Origin of the sequence: Rhizobium sp. BK529, from assembly GCF_014194105.1 — a bacterium.
GTDB lineage: Bacteria > Pseudomonadota > Alphaproteobacteria > Rhizobiales > Rhizobiaceae > Rhizobium.
Window position 1 is genome coordinate 143,610 of sequence record NZ_JACIAU010000006.1, and the last position, 20,856, is coordinate 164,465.

Here is a 20,856-nt window from a genome sequence, read left to right on the forward strand (position 1 = left end):
ACGAAATCAGTCTGCCGCGATATCCACCACGCCGCAATCGCCGGCTTCGGAGGCGAAGGCGAGCAGCTTGCCGTTCTTGCTCCAGCTCATACCCGTGATGGCGCCCTTGCCGGGTCGGCGCAGCAATGCTTCCTTGCTGTCAGCAAGACGGACGGCGAGGATCATGCCGTCGATGAAGCCGATGGCGAGGATATCCTCGGCGGGGTGGAATTTCACAGCGGTCGCCATGATATTGGCACGGGTGCCGAGTTCCAGCGGCGCCTTGCCCATCGGACCATCCTTGCCCTGGAAGGGCCAGACGATGGCGGCCGGCGCACCCGAGGAGGCGAGCCATTTGCCCTTGGCGGACCAGGAGAGTGATTTCACCTTGGCCGGATAGCCAGTCATGCGCATGTGGCGGGATTCGGTGCCCGATTTGACGTCGAGCTTCCAGCCGTGCAGCGCGTTTTCCTGCATGGAGGTGACGAGGAAGTTGCCGTCGGGCGAGAAGGTCACACCGGTATGGGCTCCCTTCCATTCGAAATCGATCGGCTTGGCGCTCGTGCCGACCCAGTGCAGAGATACGCCGTTATAGCGGGCAGCCGCGATGCGCAGGCCCTTCGGTGCAAAGGCAATGCCTTCGACCGTCCGCTCTTCCGGGAATTCCTTGGTCGTGCCATCGGCGAGGCGCACCAGCGTGCTCTTGCCGTAGGAATAGGCGACGGCGCCCTGAGGGCCGGCCGCAACCTGCGAAATCCATTTGCGCGGCGCCGACGCGATTTCGCTGACCTTGCCGTCAGCACCGATGCGCAGGACCTTGCCATCCTCGCCGCCCGAGATCAGGCTTTCGCTGTAGGGATCGCGGATCGCCGTCAGCATGCCCTGATGGGCTTCGATGACCTTGTCGCTGCCTTCGAGCCGGTGAAAGGTACCGCTGGCATTCGCGAAGAAGGGGACATCACCTAAAAATTCGACGGCCAGAACGTGGCCGTCGAGATCAAGCGGTGCAACTGTTGGCATCAGGCGGCAGCCTCACACGCCTTGAAGGATTCTTCCAACTTTGCGCGGTCGAGATCGCGGCCGATGAAGACGAGACGGGTCTCGTGCTTTTCGCCATCCTTCCAGGGCCGCTGATGGTCGCCTTCGATGATCATGTGCACACCTTGGACGACATAACGCTCTGCATCGTCCTTAAAGGCGATGATGCCCTTGAGCCGCAGGATGTTCGGGCCCTGTGTCTGGGTGATGCGCTGGATCCAGGGGAAGAAGCGTTCCGGGTTCATCTCGCCGCCGCGCAGTGAGACAGACTGGACCGTCACGTCATGGATGGCAGACATCTCACCGTGGTGGTGGTGATGATGGTCGTGGTCATGATCGTGATGATGGTGGTCGTGATCGCAATCCGGACCGCAGACATGATCGTCATGGTCGTGGTCGAGGAAGTGCGGATCGTTTTCCAGCGCGCGCTCGAGATTGAAGGCGCCCTGATCCAGAACGCGGGCGAGATCGACACCCGAACGGCTGGTCTTGTAGACGCGGGCGGCCGGATTGATGGCGCGTACGATATCCTCGATCTGATCAAGTTCTTCCGGCGTGACGAGGTCGGTCTTGTTGATGATGACCACATCGGCAAAGGCGATCTGGTCTTCGGCTTCGCGGCTGTCCTTCAGGCGAAGCGGCAGGTGCTTGGCGTCGACAAGCGCGACCACGGCGTCGAGTTCGGTCTTGGCGCGGACGTCGTCATCCATGAAGAAGGTCTGGGCAACCGGAACCGGATCGGCAAGGCCGGTGGTTTCGACGATGATGCCGTCAAAGCGGCCGGGGCGGCGCATCAGGCCTTCGACGACACGGATCAGGTCGCCGCGGACCGTGCAGCATACACAGCCATTGTTCATTTCGTAGATTTCTTCGTCAGATTCGACGATCAGGTCGTTGTCGATGCCGATCTCGCCGAACTCGTTGACGATGACTGCATATTTCTTGCCGTGGTTTTCGGAAAGAATGCGGTTGAGAAGCGTCGTCTTGCCCGCACCAAGATAACCGGTGAGCACGGTAACGGGAATGGGCTTCTGCTGTGTCTGGATCGCGTCGGTCATGAGAACCTCTAGGAATAGGGCCTTGACCCCGAGGGCAAGTCCGGGGCCTGAATGGGTCGGTTTCATATAGGCGCTTGAAAGCTGTAGTTCAAAGGGTTTTATATGTTATAAGATCACATTGCCCGATGCGCAAAGTCGGGTTGGTCAACGCAGCGTTTCGGCGTTGAAGGCATCGATATCCTGCAGGAGCTCCACCAGTCCGCTCACGGCATGAGTTATCAGCGCCTCGCCCTTTTCGGCCGTCGCCTTTGCAGCATTGCCTGCGACGCCTTGCGGGTTCAGATCCGACATCTTCCAGCCGAAGGCATGCGGGCCATAGGCACGCAGGTGCTTGAAGCGTTGAGCGAACTCCGTCTGGCTGGAAGGAAAGGCGGCCGCCTTCGTCATATCCACTCTCTCCGGATAAAGAGCGAGCATGACGGAGGTTTCGATATCACCGCCGTGGATATCGATCGCCTTTTCTTCAGACGAGATCGCGCCCTCCGGCACGCCGAAGCGTGTCCAGCTGGTGGCGACGGCGAGCATGTTGAGGCGCACGCGCGCTTCTGTTGCGACAATAGTCATCAGCGGTGAGTTGCCGCCATGGGCGTTCAGCATCACGAACTTACGGATGCCGAGTGCCGAAAGCTCTTCTGCGATGCTTAGCCAGCGTTTTACAGCTGTATCAAAAGGGAGCGTCTTCGTTCCTTTAACATCCATGTGCTCTAAGGAGTAGCCGACCGATTCGACAGGGAGTACGGTAACAGGCAAACCGGCCGGCAGGGCGGTTTTCAGCCTGTTGACGATACCCTGCGCGATCAGAGCGTCGGTTTCGAAGGGCAGATGCGGGCCGTGCTGTTCATGTGCGCCGAGTGGCAGGACCGCAATCCAGCGCCGCCGTGCCTCTGGAGAGAGTGCGGGGTCATTGTCCTCGAAACGGAACGACGGAACCAACATCGGGCGTTGCCTCTTGTTTATGACGAGATCATGGGCAATGTCATAACGCAGCCTGGGCAGTGCTTAAAGATCAAAGGGATGGCGATGGGCAAGAAGCATAAGGACGGCAAGAAGCACAAGAAAAAGAAGGATCAGACCGAGTATACGCTTGCCGATCTTTCGCCGGCTTTGACGCAGGCTGCCCGTTCCATGCGCACGGTGCTGTCGCGCAATCTGCTCGAAAGCGGCCTGTATGCCGGTCAGGACGGGGTCATTCTTTCGCTTGCCGAAAGCGATGGCATGACGGCCGGCGGACTTGCCCAAAAGCTCGGTGTCAAGGCCCCTACCATGACCCGCACCATCGGCCGCATGGAGGCCCAAGGTTTCCTGGAACGCAAGCCCGATGCCGAGGATGCTCGTCTCACCAAGGTTTATCTCACTGAACTTGGCCGCGGCAGCGTGCAGGCGATCGAGCTTGCCGCCTCTTCCTGCGATAAGCTTGCGACGATTGATTTCTCCGAAAAGGAAATCCGCAATCTGGTGCGTCTGCTCAAGGCGATCGACGCCAATCTGCAAGCGGAGGCAATGCATGTCGATGAAGATGAGGAAGATTGAAAATTTCCTCAAAAGGCGAATTGCCTGCGCCGCTTAAATCTTTTAATTAAATTTTTTAAGGCTGTCGCGGCATTGCGGCAGTCCTTTACCGGCTTCACGCGTTGCCTGGAGGAGGAGACGTGGCGCAGAAGATCAAGCTTTCGACGATTGCCGAAACGCTCGGCATATCAACGGCGACCGTTTCCCTGGCCTTACGCGACAGTCCCCTTGTAGCCGGCAACACGCGGGAGAAGATCAAGGAACAGGCCCGTGCGCTGGGATACATCTACAATCGCCGCGCCGCCAGTCTTCGCACCTCGCGCTCGGGCATTATCGGTGTTGTCGTCCACGACATCATGAACCCGTTCTACGGGGAAATCCTGAAGGCGATCGAAAGCGAACTCGACCGCAGCCGCCATACCTTCATTCTCTCCAACCATTACGATTCCGTCGAAAAGCAGCGCACCTTCATCGAGACCCTGCTGCAGCTCGGCGGCGACGGAGTGATCATGTCACCGGCGATCGGCACGCCGCCGGAGGATATTCAGCTCGCGGAAGAAAACGGTATGCCGGCTATCCTCGTCGCCCGCTCGATGGATAGTCAGGATGTGCCGACCTATCGCGGCGACGATAGCTATGGCATCTCGCTCGCCACCAACCATCTGATCGGCCTTGGCCATCGCACGATCGCCATGATCGGCGGCACCGACCAGACCTCGACCGGGCGTGATCGCTATCAGGGCTATGTGAATGCGCTGCGCAAAGCTGGCATCGAGGTCGATCCGAACTTGCGAATCCCCGGCCCGCGCTCGAAGCAGGGCGGATTCGAGGCGGCGGTGCATTTCCTTTCCCTGCCGCAGAAGCCGACGGCCGCCGTCTGCTGGAACGATTTGGTCGCCATCGGTTTGATGAACGGCATTGCTCGCGCCGGTCTTGTGCCCGGCCGCGATATTTCGGTTACCGGTTATGACGATCTGGAAGAGGCCTCGATCGCCACACCGGCGCTGACCACCGTCTGGAACGGCCAGACAGAGGTTGGACGTCTTGCCGCCCGTGCCCTACTTGACCGACTTGCCGGCAGTCATGAGCCTGATGGCATCCATCTCATCAAGCCGGAAATGCGTATCCGCCAGTCCACCAGTCCCTATCGGCCGCGTATCTGACCGCCGAAGCCAAGAGGAAAAGCCATGTCCCGTATTGCCGTTCTCGTTCCCGGGAAGATGCATGATCGTGTTCTCGCCCAGCTGAAGGATCGCTTCGAGGTCATTAGCGTCGAACGCGAAGAGACGCTCAAACTCGATGCCGAGACGGCGAAACGCATTCGCGGCGTGGCGGTCAGTGGAGCCTTCCCGGCTGGCTGGTTCGCGCAATTGCCTTCCATCGAAATCGTCGCCAGTTTCGGCGTGGGTTACGATGGTATCGATGCGAAGCTCGCAGGCTCGAAAGGCATCATCGTCACCAATACACCCGACGTGCTGAACGATGAGGTCGCCGATACGGCGATTGCGCTTCTCCTTAACACCATTCGTGAATTTCCCAAGGCGGAAAACTGGCTGCGGAATGGCAATTGGAAGCCGGGCGCTTCCTATCCGCTGACGCGCTTTTCGCTGAAGGGCAGGCATGTCGGCCTCTATGGGCTCGGACGCATCGGCCTTGAGATTGCCAAACGGCTGGAACCTTTCAAGGTGAAGATCAGCTATCACACCCGCTCTCGCCATACCGATGCGCCTTATGATTACCAGCCGACGCTGAAGGGGCTTGCCGAGGCCGTCGATACGCTGATTGCGATCGTGCCGAAGACCCCGCAAACGCATAAGACTGTCAATGCGGAGATTCTTGCCGCGCTAGGCCCCAATGGTATCCTGGTGAATGTCGGCCGTGGATGGACGGTGGATGAAGATGATCTGGTTGCGGCGCTGAATGCGGGCACGATTGGCGCTGCTGGCCTGGATGTTTTTTACGACGAGCCGAACGTGCCGGCGGGATTGTTGGCCGCGCCGAATACGGTCCTGTTGCCGCATGTGGCCTCGGCTTCAGTTCCGACGCGTAATGCCATGGCGGATCTGGTGGCCGCTAACCTCATCACCTGGTTTGAACAGGGCAAGCCTGTGACGCCGGTGGCTGAAACGCCCGTCAAGATGTAGGGCTTCCTAGTATCCCTCCGCGAAGGCGGAGGCAGTATTCGCTTTTTCCTTTTTTGCCTTTGGACTTTTTCCTGTTTCCCTACTTGGTCGCTTGGGAAGGATTGGCTATGGTTAGCGCGGGTCGCACTATCTCTGGCGGCCGTAGTTGTCATCGGCGGCATTTCGCCGCCTCAAGCTTACACATAGCGATTTGATCGGGGAGCGTCCGCTCCGCCCGGCGCTTCTTCACGCCGGCAGCCGACACTTTCTGAAAGGAGGCAGAAATGGATTATCGCAAGCTCGGTCCCAGCGGGGCCGTCGTCACCGCATATTGCCTGGGTACCATGACGTTCGGGAAGGAATCCGATGAGGCGGCTTCCTTCAAGATGCTCGACGACTACTTCGCCTGGGGCGGCAATTTCATCGACACGGCCGATGTTTACAGCGCCGGTGCATCGGAGGAGATCATCGGCCGCTGGCTGAAGGCCCGCCCAACGCAGGCGCAGCAGGCGGTGATTGCTACCAAGGGCCGCTTCCCAATGGGCGACGGACCCAACGATATCGGCCTTTCCCGCCGCCACCTCAATCAAGCGCTCAATGATTCTCTGCGTCGTCTCGGCGTCGAGCATATCGATCTCTACCAGATGCACGCATGGGACGCCTTGACGCCGATCGAGGAAACGCTGCGTTTCCTCGATGATGCCGTTCGCGCCGGCAAGATCGGCTATTACGGCTTCTCCAACTATGTCGGATGGCACATTGCCAAGGCTTCCGAAATCGCCAAGGCACAGGGCTATACACGTCCGGTGACGCTGCAGCCGCAATATAACCTGCTGATGCGTGACATCGAGTTGGAGATCGTCGATGCATGTAAGGATGCTGGCATGGGCCTGCTGCCCTGGTCGCCGCTTGGTGGCGGCTGGCTGACCGGCAAATACAAGCGTGACGAAATGCCAACGGGTGCGACGCGCCTGGGCGAAAACCCTAATCGCGGCGGCGAAGCCTATGCAGCCCGAAACGCGCAGGAGCGCACCTGGGCAATCATCGCCACGGTCGAAGAGATCGCCAGGGCACGTGGTGTCAGCATGGCGCAGGTGGCGCTTGCCTGGGTCGCCGCGCGTCCGGCCGTGACGTCTGTCATCCTTGGCGCCCGCACCTCAGAACAGCTTGCCGACAATCTCGCGGCTGCAAAACTGGTGCTGTCAGAGGAGGAGACGGCAAAGCTCAATGAGATCAGTGCGCCGACCCCTGGGCAATATCCCTATGGTGTCAACGGCACCAATCAGCGTCATCGCAAGATCGAAGGCGGCCGCTGAAACAATCGGTCAGAAAGAAAAAAGGCCGTCGGAGCGATCCGGCGGCCTTCCTGTCTCAAGCGGTCGCCTGCGCTGGCAGCGGCCGCAATTTGCTTGCGGCGTAATCCCTGACAGCATCACCGAAAGCGGTAAAGAGTTTGTTCGAGGGCTTGTCGGTTTCCGCCCAATATTCAGGATGCCATTGCACGCCGACGGCAAAGGCCTTGGCATCGATGACGGAAACGGCTTCGATCGTTCCGTCCGCTGCCGTCGCTTCTACCTGCAGGCGCGGTGCGGTCCTGGCGATTGCCTGCCGATGCAGGGAGTTCACACGGATCTCGCCGGCACCGACGATACCTGCAATGCAGGAGCCTTCCTTGATGAAAACGCTCTGTCGGATCGCATACATGTCGTCGCGCTCGGTAACATCGGGCCTGCGGTGATCCCAGATGCCAGGCTGTTCCTGAATTTCGCTGGCAAGCGAGCCGCCGAGCGCAACGTTCAATTCCTGAATGCCGCGGCAGATGGCGAGAAGCGGGATGGCGCGGTCAATCGCGCCGCGGATCAGCGGAAGGCTGGTCGCATCACGGGCAGGATCGAAGGGGCCGTCTGCCGCCGTGGCTTCGATACCATAGAGCGAGGGATGCACATTGCTGGCAGAGCCGGAGACCAGCACGCCGTCGACCCGATCGAGGATGGCATCCGTCTCATAACCTTCCTCGAAGGCGGGAATGATGAAGGCCATCACGCCGGCGGCATTCAGTGCCGCGCGTACATATTGATGCTGTGCGGCATGCCAGGTTGCGCCGTCGAGGGTGCGGATATCGGCAGGAATGGCAACGATCGGTTTCATCATTTTCGCCCCGGAGAAAACACTGTCTGACGTTTCTGCGGCCAGAATTGCCGTTAAGTCAACGCTTGGCTGCTAGCGGTGGCCAAATTGCGGCGCCTCAGCGACCTAGCTGCCATCGTACCGGCTAAGTCGCTGATTCCGATGGATGTGTGGAGCCGCCACAGAAGCGTCGTGATCCCAAAGACTAATAGGCCAGAGCTTGAAACGCTTCTTCCGGCATGCTTAGCTTTGCCATCACTGCGGGTAGGGGTGAGGATTGACCGCGCAGTGCCATCTATACGGGAGGTTTTTGATGGATCGTCGTTCATTTATGAAAAAAGCGGGAACAGCCGGCGCCGGCGCCGTTGCCGCAACTGCATTGGCAGCGCCTGCAATTGCGCAGGAAAACCCGAAGATTGCCTGGCGCATGACCTCGTCGTTTCCGAAGAGCCTGGATACGATCTATGGCGGCGCCGAAGATATTGCCAAGCATGTTGCGGCTGCCACGGATGGTAATTTCACCATCCAGCCTTTCGCAGCCGGCGAAATCGTCCCCGGCCTACAGGCTGTCGATGCGGTAGCGGCGGGCACCGTCGAGGCAGCCCATACGACCTCCTATTATTTCGTCGGCAAGGATCCGACCTACGCAATCGGAACTGCCATTCCGTTCGGACTGAACAGCCGCCTGACCAATGCCTGGTTTTACCAGGGCAACGGCAATACACTGATGAACGAATTCTATGCTACACAGGGAATGTATGCCCTGCCGGCCGGCAATACAGGTGCGCAGATGGGCGGGTGGTTCCGCAAGGAAATCAATACGCTCGACGACCTCAAGGGCGTCAAGATGCGCATTGCCGGTCTCGCCGGTCGCGTCATGGAGAAGGTCGGCGTCATCCCGCAGCAAATCGCCGGCGGCGACATCTATCCGGCGCTCGAAAAGGGGACGATCGACGCCGCAGAATTCGTTGGCCCCTACGACGACTTGAAGCTCGGTTTCCACAAGGTGGCAAAGTATTACTATTACCCGGGCTGGTGGGAAGGTGGCCCGACGGTGCATGCCTTCTTCAATCTCGATAAGTGGAGCAGCTTGCCGAAGCACTATCAGGCAGCGCTCAACGACGCCTGCGCTTTCGCCAACACCAACATGCTGGCAAAATACGATATGAAGAATCCCAGCGCGCTGAAGCAGCTTGTCGCGGAAGGGGCGACCCTACGGCCGTTCAGCCAGGAGATCATGGAAGCCTGCTTCCAGGCCGCGATGGGCATCTACGGCGATATCTCCTCGAAGAACCCGTATTTCAGGAAGATCTACGACGATCAAACGGCATTCAAGCGGGATGCTTATCTCTGGATGCAGCTCTCGGAATACACGTTCGACACGTTCATGATGATCCAGCAGCGTGCCGGCAAGCTCTAAGCCTTCTTGCGGCGTTCAGATACATCAAAGCCCCGGGTGAAAATCCGGGGCTTTTTCTTTGCCTCATTGTGCGGGTGGCGGCGGAGGCGCGCTCGGCAGGGCCAGTGGAGTCAAGCCCGGAATCTGCGGCGAGCTATTGCCGCCGCCGGGTGCTCCGAATGATGGTAGGCCCAGCTGACCGCCGAAACCGGGTACTTCGATCTTGATCGAATTCGGGTCCACCTTCGGGCCGTGATCCAGCCAGTAGGTGACCGATTCCGGCCAGAAAATCACGATCGCCACGAGAATGAGCTGCATGCCGACCCAGGGCAGAGCGCCAAGGTAGATATCCTTGGTGCGGACATCCCTGTTGGCGATCGAACGCAGATAGAAGAGCGCGAAGCCGAAGGGTGGGTGCATGAAGCTCGTCTGCATGTTCACGCAGATCAATACGCCGAACCAGATGAGATCGATGCCGAGACTGGAGGCGACCGGCGCCAGCATCGGGATGACGATGAAGGCGATCTCGAAGAAATCGAGGAAGAAGGCGAGGATGAAGATGAAGACGTTGACGAAGATTAGAAAGCCGACAGGCCCGCCGGGAATGCCCGACAGCATGTGCTCGATCCAGCGTGAGCCGTCCATGCCTTGGAAGACGAGGCTGAAGCAGGTGGAGCCGATCAGGATCATCACCACCATCGAGGTGATGTGAGTGGTCGAGCTTATCGCCTCGCGGATCAGCGGCCAGGTGAGGCGACCGTGCAGGGCAGCAAGCGCCATGGCGCCGACGACGCCAAGTGCGCCTGCTTCGGTCGGGGTGGCAAGGCCCATGAAGATGGTTCCGAGCACAAGGAAGATCAGCACGATTGAGGGGATCATGCTCCAGAGCACCTTCATCAGCAGTGCCAAATCGAAATCGCCGCGCACCTCCTTGGGCAGCGGCGGCATCGCTTTCGGGTTAATGATGGAGAGGATCAGAATATAGGCCACAAAGATCGCCACCTGCAGGATCGAAGGACCGATTGCGCCGAGATACATGTCGCCGACTGAGCGGCCGAGCTGGTCGGCAAGCACCACCAGCACCAGCGAAGGCGGAATGACCTGGGTGATCGTACCGGAGGCCGCAATGACGCCCGTTGCAAGCCGCGGGCTGTAGCCGTAGCGCAGCATGATCGGCAGGGAGATAACGCCCATGGTGATGACCGAGGCTGCGACGGTGCCGGTGATGGCGCCAAGCACGGCGCCAACCAGGATGACGGCGTAGGCAAGGCCGCCGGGGACGCCGCCGAAGAGCTTGCCGGTGCCTTCGAGCAGGTCTTCGGCCAGACCACATCGCTCCAATATGGCGCCCATGAAGGTGAAGAAGGGGATTGCCAGCAGGAGATCGTTGGAGACGATGCCGAAGAAGCGCAGCGGCAGCGCCTGCAGGAACACCTCTCCGAAATGGCCTGTTACAATGCCGATAATGCCAAAGAAGAGGCCGACGGCGGCCAGCGAAAAGGCGACGGGAAAGCCGTAGAGCATGAAGATGACCATGCCCAGGAACATCGCCGGCGGGATGATACCGTAGTCAAACAAGTTCGTTCCTCCGGGCGCCGAGTTACTGCAGCGGCTTTTCGTATTTCGTATCGATCTCGATCGAACCGGTCAGCGCGGCGATCCTTTTGATCAATTCCGAAATGCCCTGGAGGGTCAGGAGCGCGAAGCCGGCAAAGAGCATCAGCTTCACAGGCCAGCGAATGAGGCCGCCGGCATTGGCTGAAACCTCACCTTGCTGATATGCGAGCAGGAAGAAGGGCCAGCAGAGAATTGCGAGGAAAAGACAGGCCGGGATGAGGAAGACGATCAGGCCAACGATATCGATCCAGATTTTTGCCTTGTCGGAGACGGAACCGTATATCAGATCGACGCGCACATGCTCGTTCTTGCGCAAGGTATGGGAAGCGCCAAGCACGACGACGAAAGCGAAGAGATACCACTGGATTTCCAGCCAGCCGTTCGAGCTGTAGTTGAATGCGTAGCGCACCATCGCATTGCCGGCGCTTATCAGGCAGCAGAACAGCACCATAAATTCGGACAGTTTGCCAATGAACTCGCTGATCGAGTCGATCAGCCGACTGGCGGTCAGAAGTACCGACATTCGCCTCCCCTTGTTGTCTTGCCGTTTTCGGCAGTTCTCCCTCTAAAGCCGGTGTAACCCAGGGTTTTTGAAATTGAAAGGAGAAATGGCCCGCCTAGGAGGATAGTCTTATGCAGTTACGGGCTGTGATCCCTTTAAAAGTTTTCGCAACTTTGACGCGGATATTTTTTCTATAAACCTCGCGATAAAGCTGCATTGTCGCGTTCTTAGTGTACTGTTCACCTTACGGTTTTAGAAAAATTGACCAAATGTTTGAACCGTTTGAAATCAATTTTTAAAGGGTTCAGTTTACATTTCCCGCGCACAGGGAAAGTATGGATGAAGCCACATAACCCGAACAGGGTCCCTAAGGATGTGTATCTGTCGTTTGTGAGTTCTCTCTCCGGGAACCGCATGACGCTTCTTGTTGGCGTAATTGTGCATGTTGCGACGTGCCTTGCCGTGGCTGCCAAGACGCAATACTCCATCTACATCCTGCTGTCGGTCGCCTTCCTTCTGGTCTTCAGCGCTCGCATGGTCATCTTCCGGCAATTCGATCGCGTCGATAAGCAGAGCCTGTCGCACGCCGGAATCGAGCGTTGGGAGCGGATTCTCGTTGCTAGCGGAGCCTGCACCACCGCGCTCCTCGGCATCGCCAGTGGCTATGCTATCTTCGTCGTGCATGATTCCTTTGCGGAGCTTGCCTGCATTTCTGTCACCATGGCGACGATGGTTTCCGTCGTCGGCCGCAACTACGGCTCGCGCTTCGCGGTCGACCTCCAGACGCTCTTCTGCTGTCTGCCGATGATCGTCGGCAGCCTCCTGGCGATGGATTTCTATCGCGGCGTGCTTTCGATTTTCCTCATTCCTTTCTGGCTGACGACGCGGGCCATGGCGAACGGCGTGCGCGAGTTTCTCTATGAGAACGTCATTGCGCGCCGGGAAATCACCATCATCGCCGACCGTTTCGATACGGCGCTCAACAACATGCCGCACGGCCTCGTCATGGTCGATACGGAGAACCGGATCCAGGTCATCAACCGCAAGGCTTGCGAGCTCCTTAAGATCGGCGCACCGGATCGGCTGAAGGATCGCGATCTGGGCGCAGTGTTGCGTTATGGCGCGCGCTACAGCTTCATGGATGCGTCCCAGCCGGAGCTGATCCTGCGGCAGCTGACACAGGTCGCCGAAGGTAACCTATCGCGCACGCTCATCCATTTCCCCGAGGGTTTGTCGCTCGAATTTTCCGCGAGCCGGCGTGCGGATGGCGGCGCCGTGTTGATTTTCGAAGACGTTTCGAGCCGCGTGAAGGCCGAGCAGAAGATCCTGCACATGGTGCGCTTCGACGCACTGACGGGTCTGCCGAACCGCGAATATTTCGGCCAGCGCGTGCAGGAGTACCTCACCAGACACTCTAAAAAGCGTGGTCCTCTCGGCTTCATGATCCTCGATATCGACGAGTTCAAGCATGTCAACGACATGCGGGGTCATGTGACTGGCGACCACCTTCTGTGTGCAATCGCCATGCGGGTCAAGGAACTTGCCGGCAACGCGATCGTAGGCCGGCTGATGGGCGATCAGTTCATCCTGTTCTTCCCGCATGCGCGCGACAAGCAGGTGCTGGACGCCGAAATTCGCAAGCTGCATGCAGCGGTCCAGGGGCAGTATGAAGTCGACGAAGTAACCTTCCTCATCTCCCTCAGCGCCGGCTACGCCGTTCTTGAGAGCGACGCCTTTGCTATGGACGAATGGAGCGTCAAGGCCGATCTGGCACTGTTCGAAAGCAAGTCGCGCTTAAAGGGTGGTATCACCGGCTTCGAGCAGGAAATGGACGGCCGCTATATTGAGCAGCAGAAGCTCAAGGCGGATTTGCGTGAGGCCGTAGCTGCAGATGCGCTGCATCTCGTCTTCCAGCCGATGTTCCGAGCCGACGGCTCGCGGATCGAATGTGCCGAGGCCTTGGCGCGCTGGGTCCATCCGGAGAAGGGATCGATCCCACCCGACGTCTTCATCCGGCTCGCCGAAGATATGGGTATCATCTCCGACATCACTCGTTTCGTGCTGTTCAAGGCCTGCAGCGAATGCGTGACCTGGCCGGAACACATCGCCGTCTCGGTCAACCTTTCGGCGCGGGATCTGCGCGATGCTGACATCCTTTCAGTTGTCGCCGATGCGCTTGCCCATTCCGGCCTCGCCGCGGCGCGGCTGCATCTCGAAGTTACCGAGAGCTGCCTGATCGACGAACCGGCGGCGGTGCGCGCCATCCTGGCGGAACTCAGGTCTCGCGGCATCACCATCGCCATCGACGATTTCGGCACCGGCTTCTCCAGCCTCAGCTATCTCGACACGCTGCCGCTCGATATCGTCAAGATCGACCGCTCCTTCGTGCGCAACATCGTCGAGGATAGCCGCCGCCTGAAGCTCCTGCGCGGCACCGTCAATCTCGCCCGCGAACTCGGCCTCAAGATCGTCATCGAGGGTGTGGAGACCGAGGAGCAGCTGGCGCTGCTCAACAAGCACCGCAGCACCGATCTCGTGCAGGGCTACGTTTTCTCGCCGCCGGTGCCTTCCCAGAACATCACACTGCTGCAACAGGGCATCGGCCGCCGCACCGTCCAGCGCCGCCGCCACAAGGTCGCTTGAGCTGCCTGCTACTGGCTGGTTATCCTCTGCAAATCTTGCGCTTCGTTAACCTTAACAATTTAAATTTAACGCAAATTCTCAGTTTTTCTTGCTCCCATGTGCTGGCGTATGATTAATGATCCGTTAACAAGCGGATCGAGAAAATGTCAGATACACTTTTTACGCGTGGTGATTTCAGCAGGAAAGTCCTGGAAATTCTGGATCGCGTCGAATATCGACGTGTCGAAAGCAGCGAAGATATGGAGGAGGTGGAGCGGCTGCGCTACAAGGCCTACAAGGCGCATGGCGCGCTGTCGCTTGCCCCGGAAGGCCTGTTGGACGATGTCGATTTCGACAGCCATGCCTATATTTTCGGTCTTTACTATTATGGCGAACTGGTCAGTACGATCCGAATTCACTATGTGACGCCGGATCATCGTATCAGTCGGTCTGGTGAGGCCTTTCCCGAGGCGATGGATGACCTTCTGGACGCCGGGCTGACCTTGATCGATCCGGCGCGTTTCGCGGCTGATCCGGAACTCACAGCTAACATGCCATGGGTTCCCTATCTGACGTTGAGACCCGCCATCGTTGCGGCAGCGTATTTCCGGGCTGACCGCGTTATTCAGTCCGTCCGGCCCCCACACGCAGCCTTCTACAAGCGGGTCTTCTATGCCGATACCATTGTGCCCGGCCGACTGGCGGAGAGTTACGGGGTTGATGTGACGCTGATGGCAACGAATGTGGTCGAGGTCGGGCGCAAGCTGTTGACGCGCTATCCCTTCTTCATCTCCAGCGCTAGCGAGCAGCGCATGATGTTTTCGCGCAACCCGAACGACACGCTGCCGCCGCTCACCATCATTCCGACGGCGCGTTTCGTGCCCCCAGGCGAACTTGGTACCGATCTGCCGCTGTGATTTCTCCTTCTTCGCGATAAAGAGACGATGCCCGTCAGGGTAGATGAGGTGCGGGCGACAGTCGAAAACTTCATCTGTCGTCGGACCTCGTTTCATCCGGCCGTTGAGGTCGCTGTTTCGTCCGGATCAGGTCACTGCGAGGCGTTCCTGCGGCATTCTCATGCATTGCGCTTTTGCCCGTCATTGTGTAATCCCTGCGGGCAGGGGATTTGCCTCACCGAGGTGAGGGAATCAGGCAGCGCTAAGGCATTTGAGGGAGACGATATTCATGGCCGAACATCATACCGGACCGGTCGAGACCGGCGCGCCGATGGACTACAACGAACATGAGAAAACCTACAACATGTTCATTGCCGGCACGAAATACGGCACGATGGTTCTTGTTGCCCTGATGCTTGCCATGACTGCCGGCTTCTTCGGCGGTGCCGGTTTCCTCGGCGGCATCCTCGTCTTCCTCATCATCCTGGTCGCCGGCATCTTCCTGCTCCGCTAAGCGCGGTCCTGCGGGAAGACACGGTCTTCCGAACTTGTGATGTAGATGCTTGGCCCGTGCAGGCAAGCGGCCTGTCACGGCCCAGCTGACCCGGAGGAGGGGGCAGTTGGCCAATATTGTTTTCGTAGCAAAGGAAATCACGGGTGATGAGACGCGCGTTGCTGCGTCCGTTGAAACTGTCAAGAAAGTGAAGTCGCTCGGCTTCGATGTCATCGTCGAAGCGGGCGCCGGAACGCTCTCTCGCATCCCAGACCGTGAGTTCGAGGCCGCGGGTGCTGCAATCGGCACGTTCGCGGATGCAGCGTCCGCCGATGTCGTCCTCAAGGTCCGCCGGCCAAGCGAAAGCGAAATCACCGGCTACAAGGCCGGTGCCGTCGTGATCGCCATCATGGACCCCTATGGCAATGACGAGGCGGTTGCCGCGATGGCGCGCGCTGGCCTTTCCACCTTCGCTATGGAGCTGATGCCGCGCATTACCCGCGCACAGTCGATGGACGTTCTGTCATCCCAGGCCAATCTTGCCGGCTATCAGGCCGTCATCGAGGCCGCCGTCGTTTACGATCGCGCCATGCCGATGATGATGACGGCAGCAGGCACGATTCCCGCCGCCAAGGTTTTCGTCATGGGGGCAGGCGTTGCCGGCCTCCAGGCCATCGCAACGGCCCGCCGCCTCGGCGCTGCCGTTTCGGCAACAGATGTGCGTCCGGCCGCCAAGGAGCAAGTCGCCTCGCTCGGCGCCAAATTCATCGCTGTCGAGGATGACGAATTCAAGGCAGCGGAAACGGCCGGCGGCTATGCCAAGGAAATGTCGGCCGACTATCAGGCGAAGCAGGCGGCACTGGTTGCCGACCACATCGCCAAGCAGGATATCGTCATTACGACCGCGCTCATTCCCGGCCGTCCCGCACCTCGGCTCGTCTCGCGCGCCATGCTGGCCTCGATGAAGCCGGGCGCGGTCGCTGTCGATCTCGCGGTCGAGCGCGGCGGCAATATCGAAGGCGTTGTTGCGGGCAAGGTCACCGATGTTGAAGGTGTGAAAGTCATCGGTTTTGCGAACATGGCGGGTCGCGTGGCCGCCAGTGCCTCGGCGCTCTATGCCAAGAACCTCGTCACCTTCCTGGAGACGATGGTGAACAAGGAAACGAAAACGGTGGTGCTCAACCTCGAAGACGAGCTCATTAGGGCGACCATGCTGACCTATGCCGGTGACGTGGTGCATCCGGCATTCGGCGGCGCCAAGAACGGGGATAACTGATGGCCAGTGAAGCAATGGACAAGGCGCTGGAACAGCTCGACCAGGCTGTCACCGCGGTCGTCACCGCTGCCGCCCAGGCACCTGAAGCGGCGAGTGCTGCAACTGGCGGAGCAATCGATCCCTTCGTCTTCCAGTTCGCGATCTTCGTGCTGTCGATCTTCGTCGGTTATTACGTCGTCTGGTCTGTAACGCCTGCGCTGCATACGCCGCTGATGGCTGTCACCAACGCGATCTCCTCCGTCATCGTCGTCGGTGCGCTGCTTGCGGTCGGTATCTCGACCAGCGGGCTTGCGACCGGCTTCGGTTTCGTGGCGCTGGTGCTCGTCTCGGTCAATATCTTCGGCGGCTTTCTCGTCACGCAGCGCATGCTGGCGATGTACCGCAAGAAGGATAAGTGAGGGGCCGATGACCAATCTCGCAGCCTTCCTTTATCTCGTCTCCGGCGTCCTTTTTGTTCTGGCGCTTCGCGGGCTCTCGCATCCGGCCACCAGCCGCAAGGGCAATCTCTATGGCATGATCGGCATGGGGATTGCGATCCTCACGACGCTGGCTCTGGCAATGCCGAACTTCGGCGGCTTCGTGCTCATCATTCTCGGCCTTGCTATCGGCGGCAGCGCCGGCGCCTATATCGCCCGTACCATCGCTATGACCTCGATGCCGCAGCTCGTGGCCGGCTTCCATTCGCTGGTCGGCCTTGCTGCAGTTCTGGTCGCCGCATCGGCGCTCTATACGCCTGATGCCTTCGGGATTGGCGAAATCGGCCAGATCCACACTGAGGCGCGCATCGAAATGGCGATTGGCGTGGCGATCGGTGCGCTGACCTTCACCGGCTCGATCATCGCCTTCCTGAAGCTCGACGGGCGCATGTCCGGCAAGCCGATCCTGTTGCCCTTCCGGCATCTGATCAACATTGCCCTGCTTGTGCTGATCGTGCTCTTCGTCATCGGGCTTGCCGTGACCGAAAGCCATTTCGACTTCTGGGCGGTGGTAGCACTGTCGTTGGCCCTCGGCGTGCTGCTGATCGTGCCGATCGGTGGCGCAGACATGCCTGTTGTCGTTTCGATGCTGAATTCCTATTCGGGTTGGGCGGCGGCCGGCATCGGCTTCACGCTTGGCAATCTAGCGCTCATCATCACAGGTGCGCTGGTCGGCTCATCGGGTGCGATCCTGTCTTATATCATGTGCAAGGGCATGAACCGCTCCTTCATCTCCGTCATTCTTGGCGGTTTTGGCGGCGAGACGGCAGCTGGCGCCGCGGATAATTCAGAGAAGATCGTCAAGCTCGGCTCGGCCGAGGATGCGGGCTACCTGATGGCGAATGCCTCGAAAGTCATCATCGTACCTGGTTACGGCATGGCGGTGGCGCAGGCGCAGCATGCGCTGCGGGAACTCGCCGACAATCTCAAGAAGAACGGTGTCGAGGTTAAGTACGCGATTCATCCGGTTGCCGGCCGTATGCCGGGCCATATGAACGTGCTGCTCGCCGAGGCCAATGTGCCCTATGATGAAGTCTTCGAACTCGAAGATATCAATTCGGAATTCGCGCAAGCCGATGTCGCCTATGTCATCGGCGCCAACGACGTCACCAATCCGGCGGCGCGAGACGACAAGTCCTCGCCAATCTACGGTATGCCGATCCTAGACGTCGACAAGGCCAAGACCTGCCTCTTCGTCAAGCGCTCGCTCGGCTCGGGTTACGCCGGCATCGACAACACGCTGTTCTACAAGGACGGTACGATGATGCTGCTCGGGGATGCCAAGAAGGTGACCGAAGAGATCAATAAGGCGATCGCCCACTAGAGCATTTCCAGGTTTTCTTCGAATGTCAGAAATGCTCGATCTCGTTGCTTTCATGCAATTCCCAGGCGCAAAATTGCAGCATATTTTTGCTGAAATACTCTCATCAAAAAGCCCGCTTCGGCGGGCTTCCTATTCGAGGCGAGCGATCAGATTTCGCCCGGCACCAGCGTCATCTTCTCGACACCGACGGCGAGATTGAGACCTTCTTGAGCCTGCAGGTTCAGTGGCTGCAGCATGAACGCCTTGTTAGTGCCGCCGACAATGACCTTGGCACCTCCGCCGGCACCGAGGCTGGCATCCGCGCCGACGCCGTAATATTCGCCGGCGAGCGCAAATTCAGGCATATCGGTGCCGGTCTTAGCGAGCACCTGCCAAATCATCACGCTCTTGCCAGTCTGACCGACATCAATGCCGAATTTCCCGATCTTGCCGGCATAGACCGCCTTCGGGCCGCCGGACGCAGGCGTATAGGTGCAGATCAGGTTCTTTTCAGACGTGACGATCAGCCCCTGCCCGCCATCCGATCCGCAGACGAGCCGTCCCAGCGACGTATAGTCGGCTGCCGTGGCCGAGCCGGCCCAGCCTGCAACCGCAACGACTGCCGCGGCAATCAGGGTTTGCTTGAACATGGTCCTTCTCCTTCTGAATGACCTGTTCAAAACGGGCGGTTGCAATGGTTGTTCCGGTTGCGCTACTCGCGCTCCATCATCCCGCGCTGGGCTGTGAGGATCCAGACGAGACCTTCCGGGCGAAAGTCGACATCGACTTTACCCCGAAAAGCGGCGGCGGCATGCGCCTTGATGACGGTGGTGCCGAAGCCGGTACGCACCGGCGGTTTGACGATCGGACCGCCGCTTTCAGTCCAGGTGAAACACAGCATGTCGTCCTCAGCCGGCTGCCATTCGAAACGCACACGGCCTTGGGGCAGGGATAGCGCTCCGTATTTTACCGAATTAGTAGCAAGTTCATGCAGTGCCAGGCCGAGATTCTGAACGGCATCGGGCTTGAGAATGAAATCCATACCCACGATTTCCACCTGCTCGCGGGCCTGTGGAAAGGCCTGAAGATGAATGTCGATCACCCGGCGCAGCGAAACGCCGGACCATTGTTCGCCTGTCAGAAGCTCGATCGAGCGCACCAGCCCTTCAAGGCGGTGGGCGACGGCCAGCCGGAATGTCTCGACGTTGTCGGATTGCTTTGAAAGCTGACGCATCATGGCGAGCACAAGCGTCAGCAAGTTCTTGGTGCGATGAATCAGCTCGTGCATGACGAAGCGTAGCCGATCCTCACTCTGGCTGCGGTCAAAAGAGGCGTTGGAAAGCGCAATCGCCACCTGGTTGGCCTCGATAACGCTGGTTTCGACCGGCGAGACAATATGGCCGTCGCCAAGCCGGTTCGCCATATCGGCAATTTCACGAATCGTGGATCGGACCTGCCGGGCAACGGCATAGGTCGCAAGTAAGGCGACGAGCAGCAGTACGAGACCGCCAATCAGCAGGAAACGCCAAGTGCTAAGGATCGGCGCCTGCGCTGTGGCGATCGGTCCCCATACCACCGTCTTCCAGGACCAGCCGGGAATCTGTGCATAGCCCAACATGGCATGTGGGAGGATATCGCTATCTTCGAAAACGCCGCTGGAAGCGACGAGCGAAGGCAGAATGCGCGGGTCGAAGGGTTCGCCGGGCTGGAGATTGGCGGGGCCGCGGCTCGCGACGACGTGACCACCCTGATCGATCACCGCTGCCGACCAGCCCGAGGAAAGGCCTTCGGTCGTAACGAGTTTTGCAAGGTCGCTGGCATTCTGGGTGATGATCAATGCGGCGACGGGATCCTGGTCACGCGGCAGGGTGACGTTGTAGACCCATGTGCCACTCGTTGCACCCATGAAGACGTCGGAGGCTTCGATCCGGCCAGACTTCATGGCAGCGTTGAGAGCTGCAAGATTCGTCGTCTTGCCAAGCGGGGTGCCGAAGTCGCGACGGGTGTTGAGAAATTGCTGCCCGGCCTTGTCCACAGCGATCACGTAGAGCATATCGCCGCGAAGCGCTGTTTCCGTACGATTGTAGAAAGATTTATAGTCGCCGCGTTCCAGCTCGGGAGAGGAGGATAGCAGCCGCAATGTCGTCGCCATATCCTGTAGCTGGCGATCGATGGTCCGTGACAGGGCTAACGCATCCTGCGCGGTTTCGCGCTTCAGCGTGGAGCGCTGATTGTCTTCCAGCTGCATGAGAAGAAGAGCAACGAAGGCGAAGATCGGCAGCGCAATCGCTACGGCCATAGCGACGAGATATGTTCCGATCGACGCTTTCGGGAAAAGACGCGCGGCAAATTTCATCGATGCCGCCCCCGGTCTGTCAGGGCTGGGTGCTGCGGGAGATCGGTTTTGCCTGATATCACGAAAGCAAGAATCCGCATCG

Annotated in this window: 19 protein-coding genes; 11 read left to right on the plus strand and 8 right to left on the minus strand. The window is 59.1% G+C overall.

The features are described 5' to 3' along the window. Window positions 1–6: 6 nt before the first annotated feature. From FHX08_RS28240 to FHX08_RS28250, 3 genes are all read right to left on the minus strand, one after another. Complete coding sequence (locus FHX08_RS28240) at window positions 7–999, minus strand: WD40 repeat domain-containing protein (protein ID WP_132657083.1); 993 nt, start codon at window positions 997–999, stop codon at window positions 7–9. Then, window positions 999–2,075 (minus strand): CobW family GTP-binding protein, encoded by a 1,077-nt coding sequence (locus FHX08_RS28245; RefSeq protein WP_132657082.1) that lies wholly within the window; start codon window positions 2,073–2,075, stop codon window positions 999–1,001. Before FHX08_RS28245 ends, FHX08_RS28240 begins: the two co-directional genes overlap by 1 nt. A gap of 144 nt (window positions 2,076–2,219) precedes the next feature. After that, a complete protein-coding gene (locus FHX08_RS28250; protein WP_132657081.1) occupies window positions 2,220–3,011 on the minus strand; it encodes a creatininase family protein in 792 nt (263 codons plus the stop codon). 84 nt (window positions 3,012–3,095) lie between these two features. Here FHX08_RS28250 and FHX08_RS28255 point away from each other — a divergent pair, with 84 nt between their 5' ends. The 4 genes from FHX08_RS28255 to FHX08_RS28270 all read left to right on the plus strand — a co-directional run bounded on the left by FHX08_RS28255 (window position 3,096) and on the right by FHX08_RS28270 (window position 7,023). Continuing rightward, entirely contained in the window at window positions 3,096–3,605 is a 510-nt protein-coding gene (locus FHX08_RS28255) for a MarR family winged helix-turn-helix transcriptional regulator (protein ID WP_132657080.1), read from the plus strand. 119 nt (window positions 3,606–3,724) lie between these two features. Further along, the gene (locus FHX08_RS28260; RefSeq protein WP_132657079.1) at window positions 3,725–4,747 is read left to right on the plus strand and encodes a LacI family DNA-binding transcriptional regulator; all 1,023 of its coding nucleotides are present in this window, start codon (window positions 3,725–3,727) and stop codon (window positions 4,745–4,747) included. A 24-nt stretch (window positions 4,748–4,771) separates the two neighbouring features. Next, window positions 4,772–5,728, plus strand: a complete 957-nt coding sequence (locus tag FHX08_RS28265; RefSeq protein WP_132657078.1) for a 2-hydroxyacid dehydrogenase — start codon at window positions 4,772–4,774, stop codon at window positions 5,726–5,728. Window positions 5,729–5,991: 263 nt separating this feature from the next. Next, window positions 5,992–7,023 (plus strand): aldo/keto reductase, encoded by a 1,032-nt coding sequence (locus FHX08_RS28270; RefSeq protein WP_132657077.1) that lies wholly within the window; start codon window positions 5,992–5,994, stop codon window positions 7,021–7,023. A gap of 55 nt (window positions 7,024–7,078) precedes the next feature. On the opposite strand, the gene FHX08_RS28275 is transcribed toward FHX08_RS28270, so the two are convergent. Beyond that, window positions 7,079–7,858 (minus strand): gamma-glutamyl-gamma-aminobutyrate hydrolase family protein, encoded by a 780-nt coding sequence (locus tag FHX08_RS28275; RefSeq protein ID WP_132657076.1) that lies wholly within the window; start codon window positions 7,856–7,858, stop codon window positions 7,079–7,081. A gap of 289 nt (window positions 7,859–8,147) precedes the next feature. On the opposite strand from FHX08_RS28275, the gene FHX08_RS28280 reads away from it, so the two are divergent. Further along, complete coding sequence (locus tag FHX08_RS28280; RefSeq protein ID WP_132657075.1) at window positions 8,148–9,254, plus strand: TRAP transporter substrate-binding protein; 1,107 nt, start codon at window positions 8,148–8,150, stop codon at window positions 9,252–9,254. 63 nt (window positions 9,255–9,317) lie between these two features. On the opposite strand, the gene FHX08_RS28285 is transcribed toward FHX08_RS28280, so the two are convergent. Both FHX08_RS28285 and FHX08_RS28290 read right to left on the minus strand, forming a co-directional pair. Then, on the minus strand, window positions 9,318–10,811 hold the full coding sequence (locus tag FHX08_RS28285; RefSeq protein WP_132657074.1) for a TRAP transporter large permease subunit: 1,494 nt from the start codon (window positions 10,809–10,811) through the stop codon (window positions 9,318–9,320). 22 nt (window positions 10,812–10,833) lie between these two features. Then, window positions 10,834–11,373, minus strand: coding sequence for a TRAP transporter small permease subunit (locus tag FHX08_RS28290; protein ID WP_132657073.1), 540 nt, complete (start codon window positions 11,371–11,373; stop codon window positions 10,834–10,836). A 318-nt stretch (window positions 11,374–11,691) separates the two neighbouring features. On the opposite strand from FHX08_RS28290, the gene FHX08_RS28295 reads away from it, so the two are divergent. The 6 genes from FHX08_RS28295 (at window position 11,692) to FHX08_RS28320 (ending at window position 18,439) form a co-directional block, all read left to right on the plus strand. Further along, entirely contained in the window at window positions 11,692–13,995 is a 2,304-nt protein-coding gene (locus FHX08_RS28295; protein ID WP_132657072.1) for a bifunctional diguanylate cyclase/phosphodiesterase, read from the plus strand. A 143-nt stretch (window positions 13,996–14,138) separates the two neighbouring features. Then, a complete protein-coding gene (locus FHX08_RS28300; protein WP_132657071.1) occupies window positions 14,139–14,891 on the plus strand; it encodes an N-acyl amino acid synthase FeeM domain-containing protein in 753 nt (250 codons plus the stop codon). A 268-nt stretch (window positions 14,892–15,159) separates the two neighbouring features. Further along, window positions 15,160–15,384: an aa3-type cytochrome c oxidase subunit IV gene (locus tag FHX08_RS28305; protein ID WP_132657070.1), complete on the plus strand. Its 225-nt coding sequence runs from the start codon at window positions 15,160–15,162 to the stop codon at window positions 15,382–15,384. Window positions 15,385–15,490: 106 nt separating this feature from the next. Beyond that, window positions 15,491–16,639, plus strand: coding sequence for a Re/Si-specific NAD(P)(+) transhydrogenase subunit alpha (locus FHX08_RS28310; protein WP_132657069.1), 1,149 nt, complete (start codon window positions 15,491–15,493; stop codon window positions 16,637–16,639). Next, window positions 16,639–17,037, plus strand: a complete 399-nt coding sequence (locus FHX08_RS28315) for a proton-translocating transhydrogenase family protein (RefSeq protein ID WP_132657068.1) — start codon at window positions 16,639–16,641, stop codon at window positions 17,035–17,037. The genes FHX08_RS28310 and FHX08_RS28315 overlap by 1 nt, the downstream gene beginning before the upstream one ends. 7 nt (window positions 17,038–17,044) lie before the next feature. Continuing rightward, on the plus strand, window positions 17,045–18,439 hold the full coding sequence (locus FHX08_RS28320) for an NAD(P)(+) transhydrogenase (Re/Si-specific) subunit beta (protein WP_132657067.1): 1,395 nt from the start codon (window positions 17,045–17,047) through the stop codon (window positions 18,437–18,439). A gap of 146 nt (window positions 18,440–18,585) precedes the next feature. Here FHX08_RS28320 and FHX08_RS28325 read toward each other — a convergent pair whose 3' ends face one another. Both FHX08_RS28325 and FHX08_RS28330 read right to left on the minus strand, forming a co-directional pair. Continuing rightward, window positions 18,586–19,068, minus strand: coding sequence for a DUF992 domain-containing protein (locus FHX08_RS28325; RefSeq protein WP_132657066.1), 483 nt, complete (start codon window positions 19,066–19,068; stop codon window positions 18,586–18,588). A gap of 62 nt (window positions 19,069–19,130) precedes the next feature. Continuing rightward, entirely contained in the window at window positions 19,131–20,774 is a 1,644-nt protein-coding gene (locus tag FHX08_RS28330; RefSeq protein WP_132657065.1) for a sensor histidine kinase, read from the minus strand. Between the last annotated feature and the right edge of the window lie 82 nt (window positions 20,775–20,856).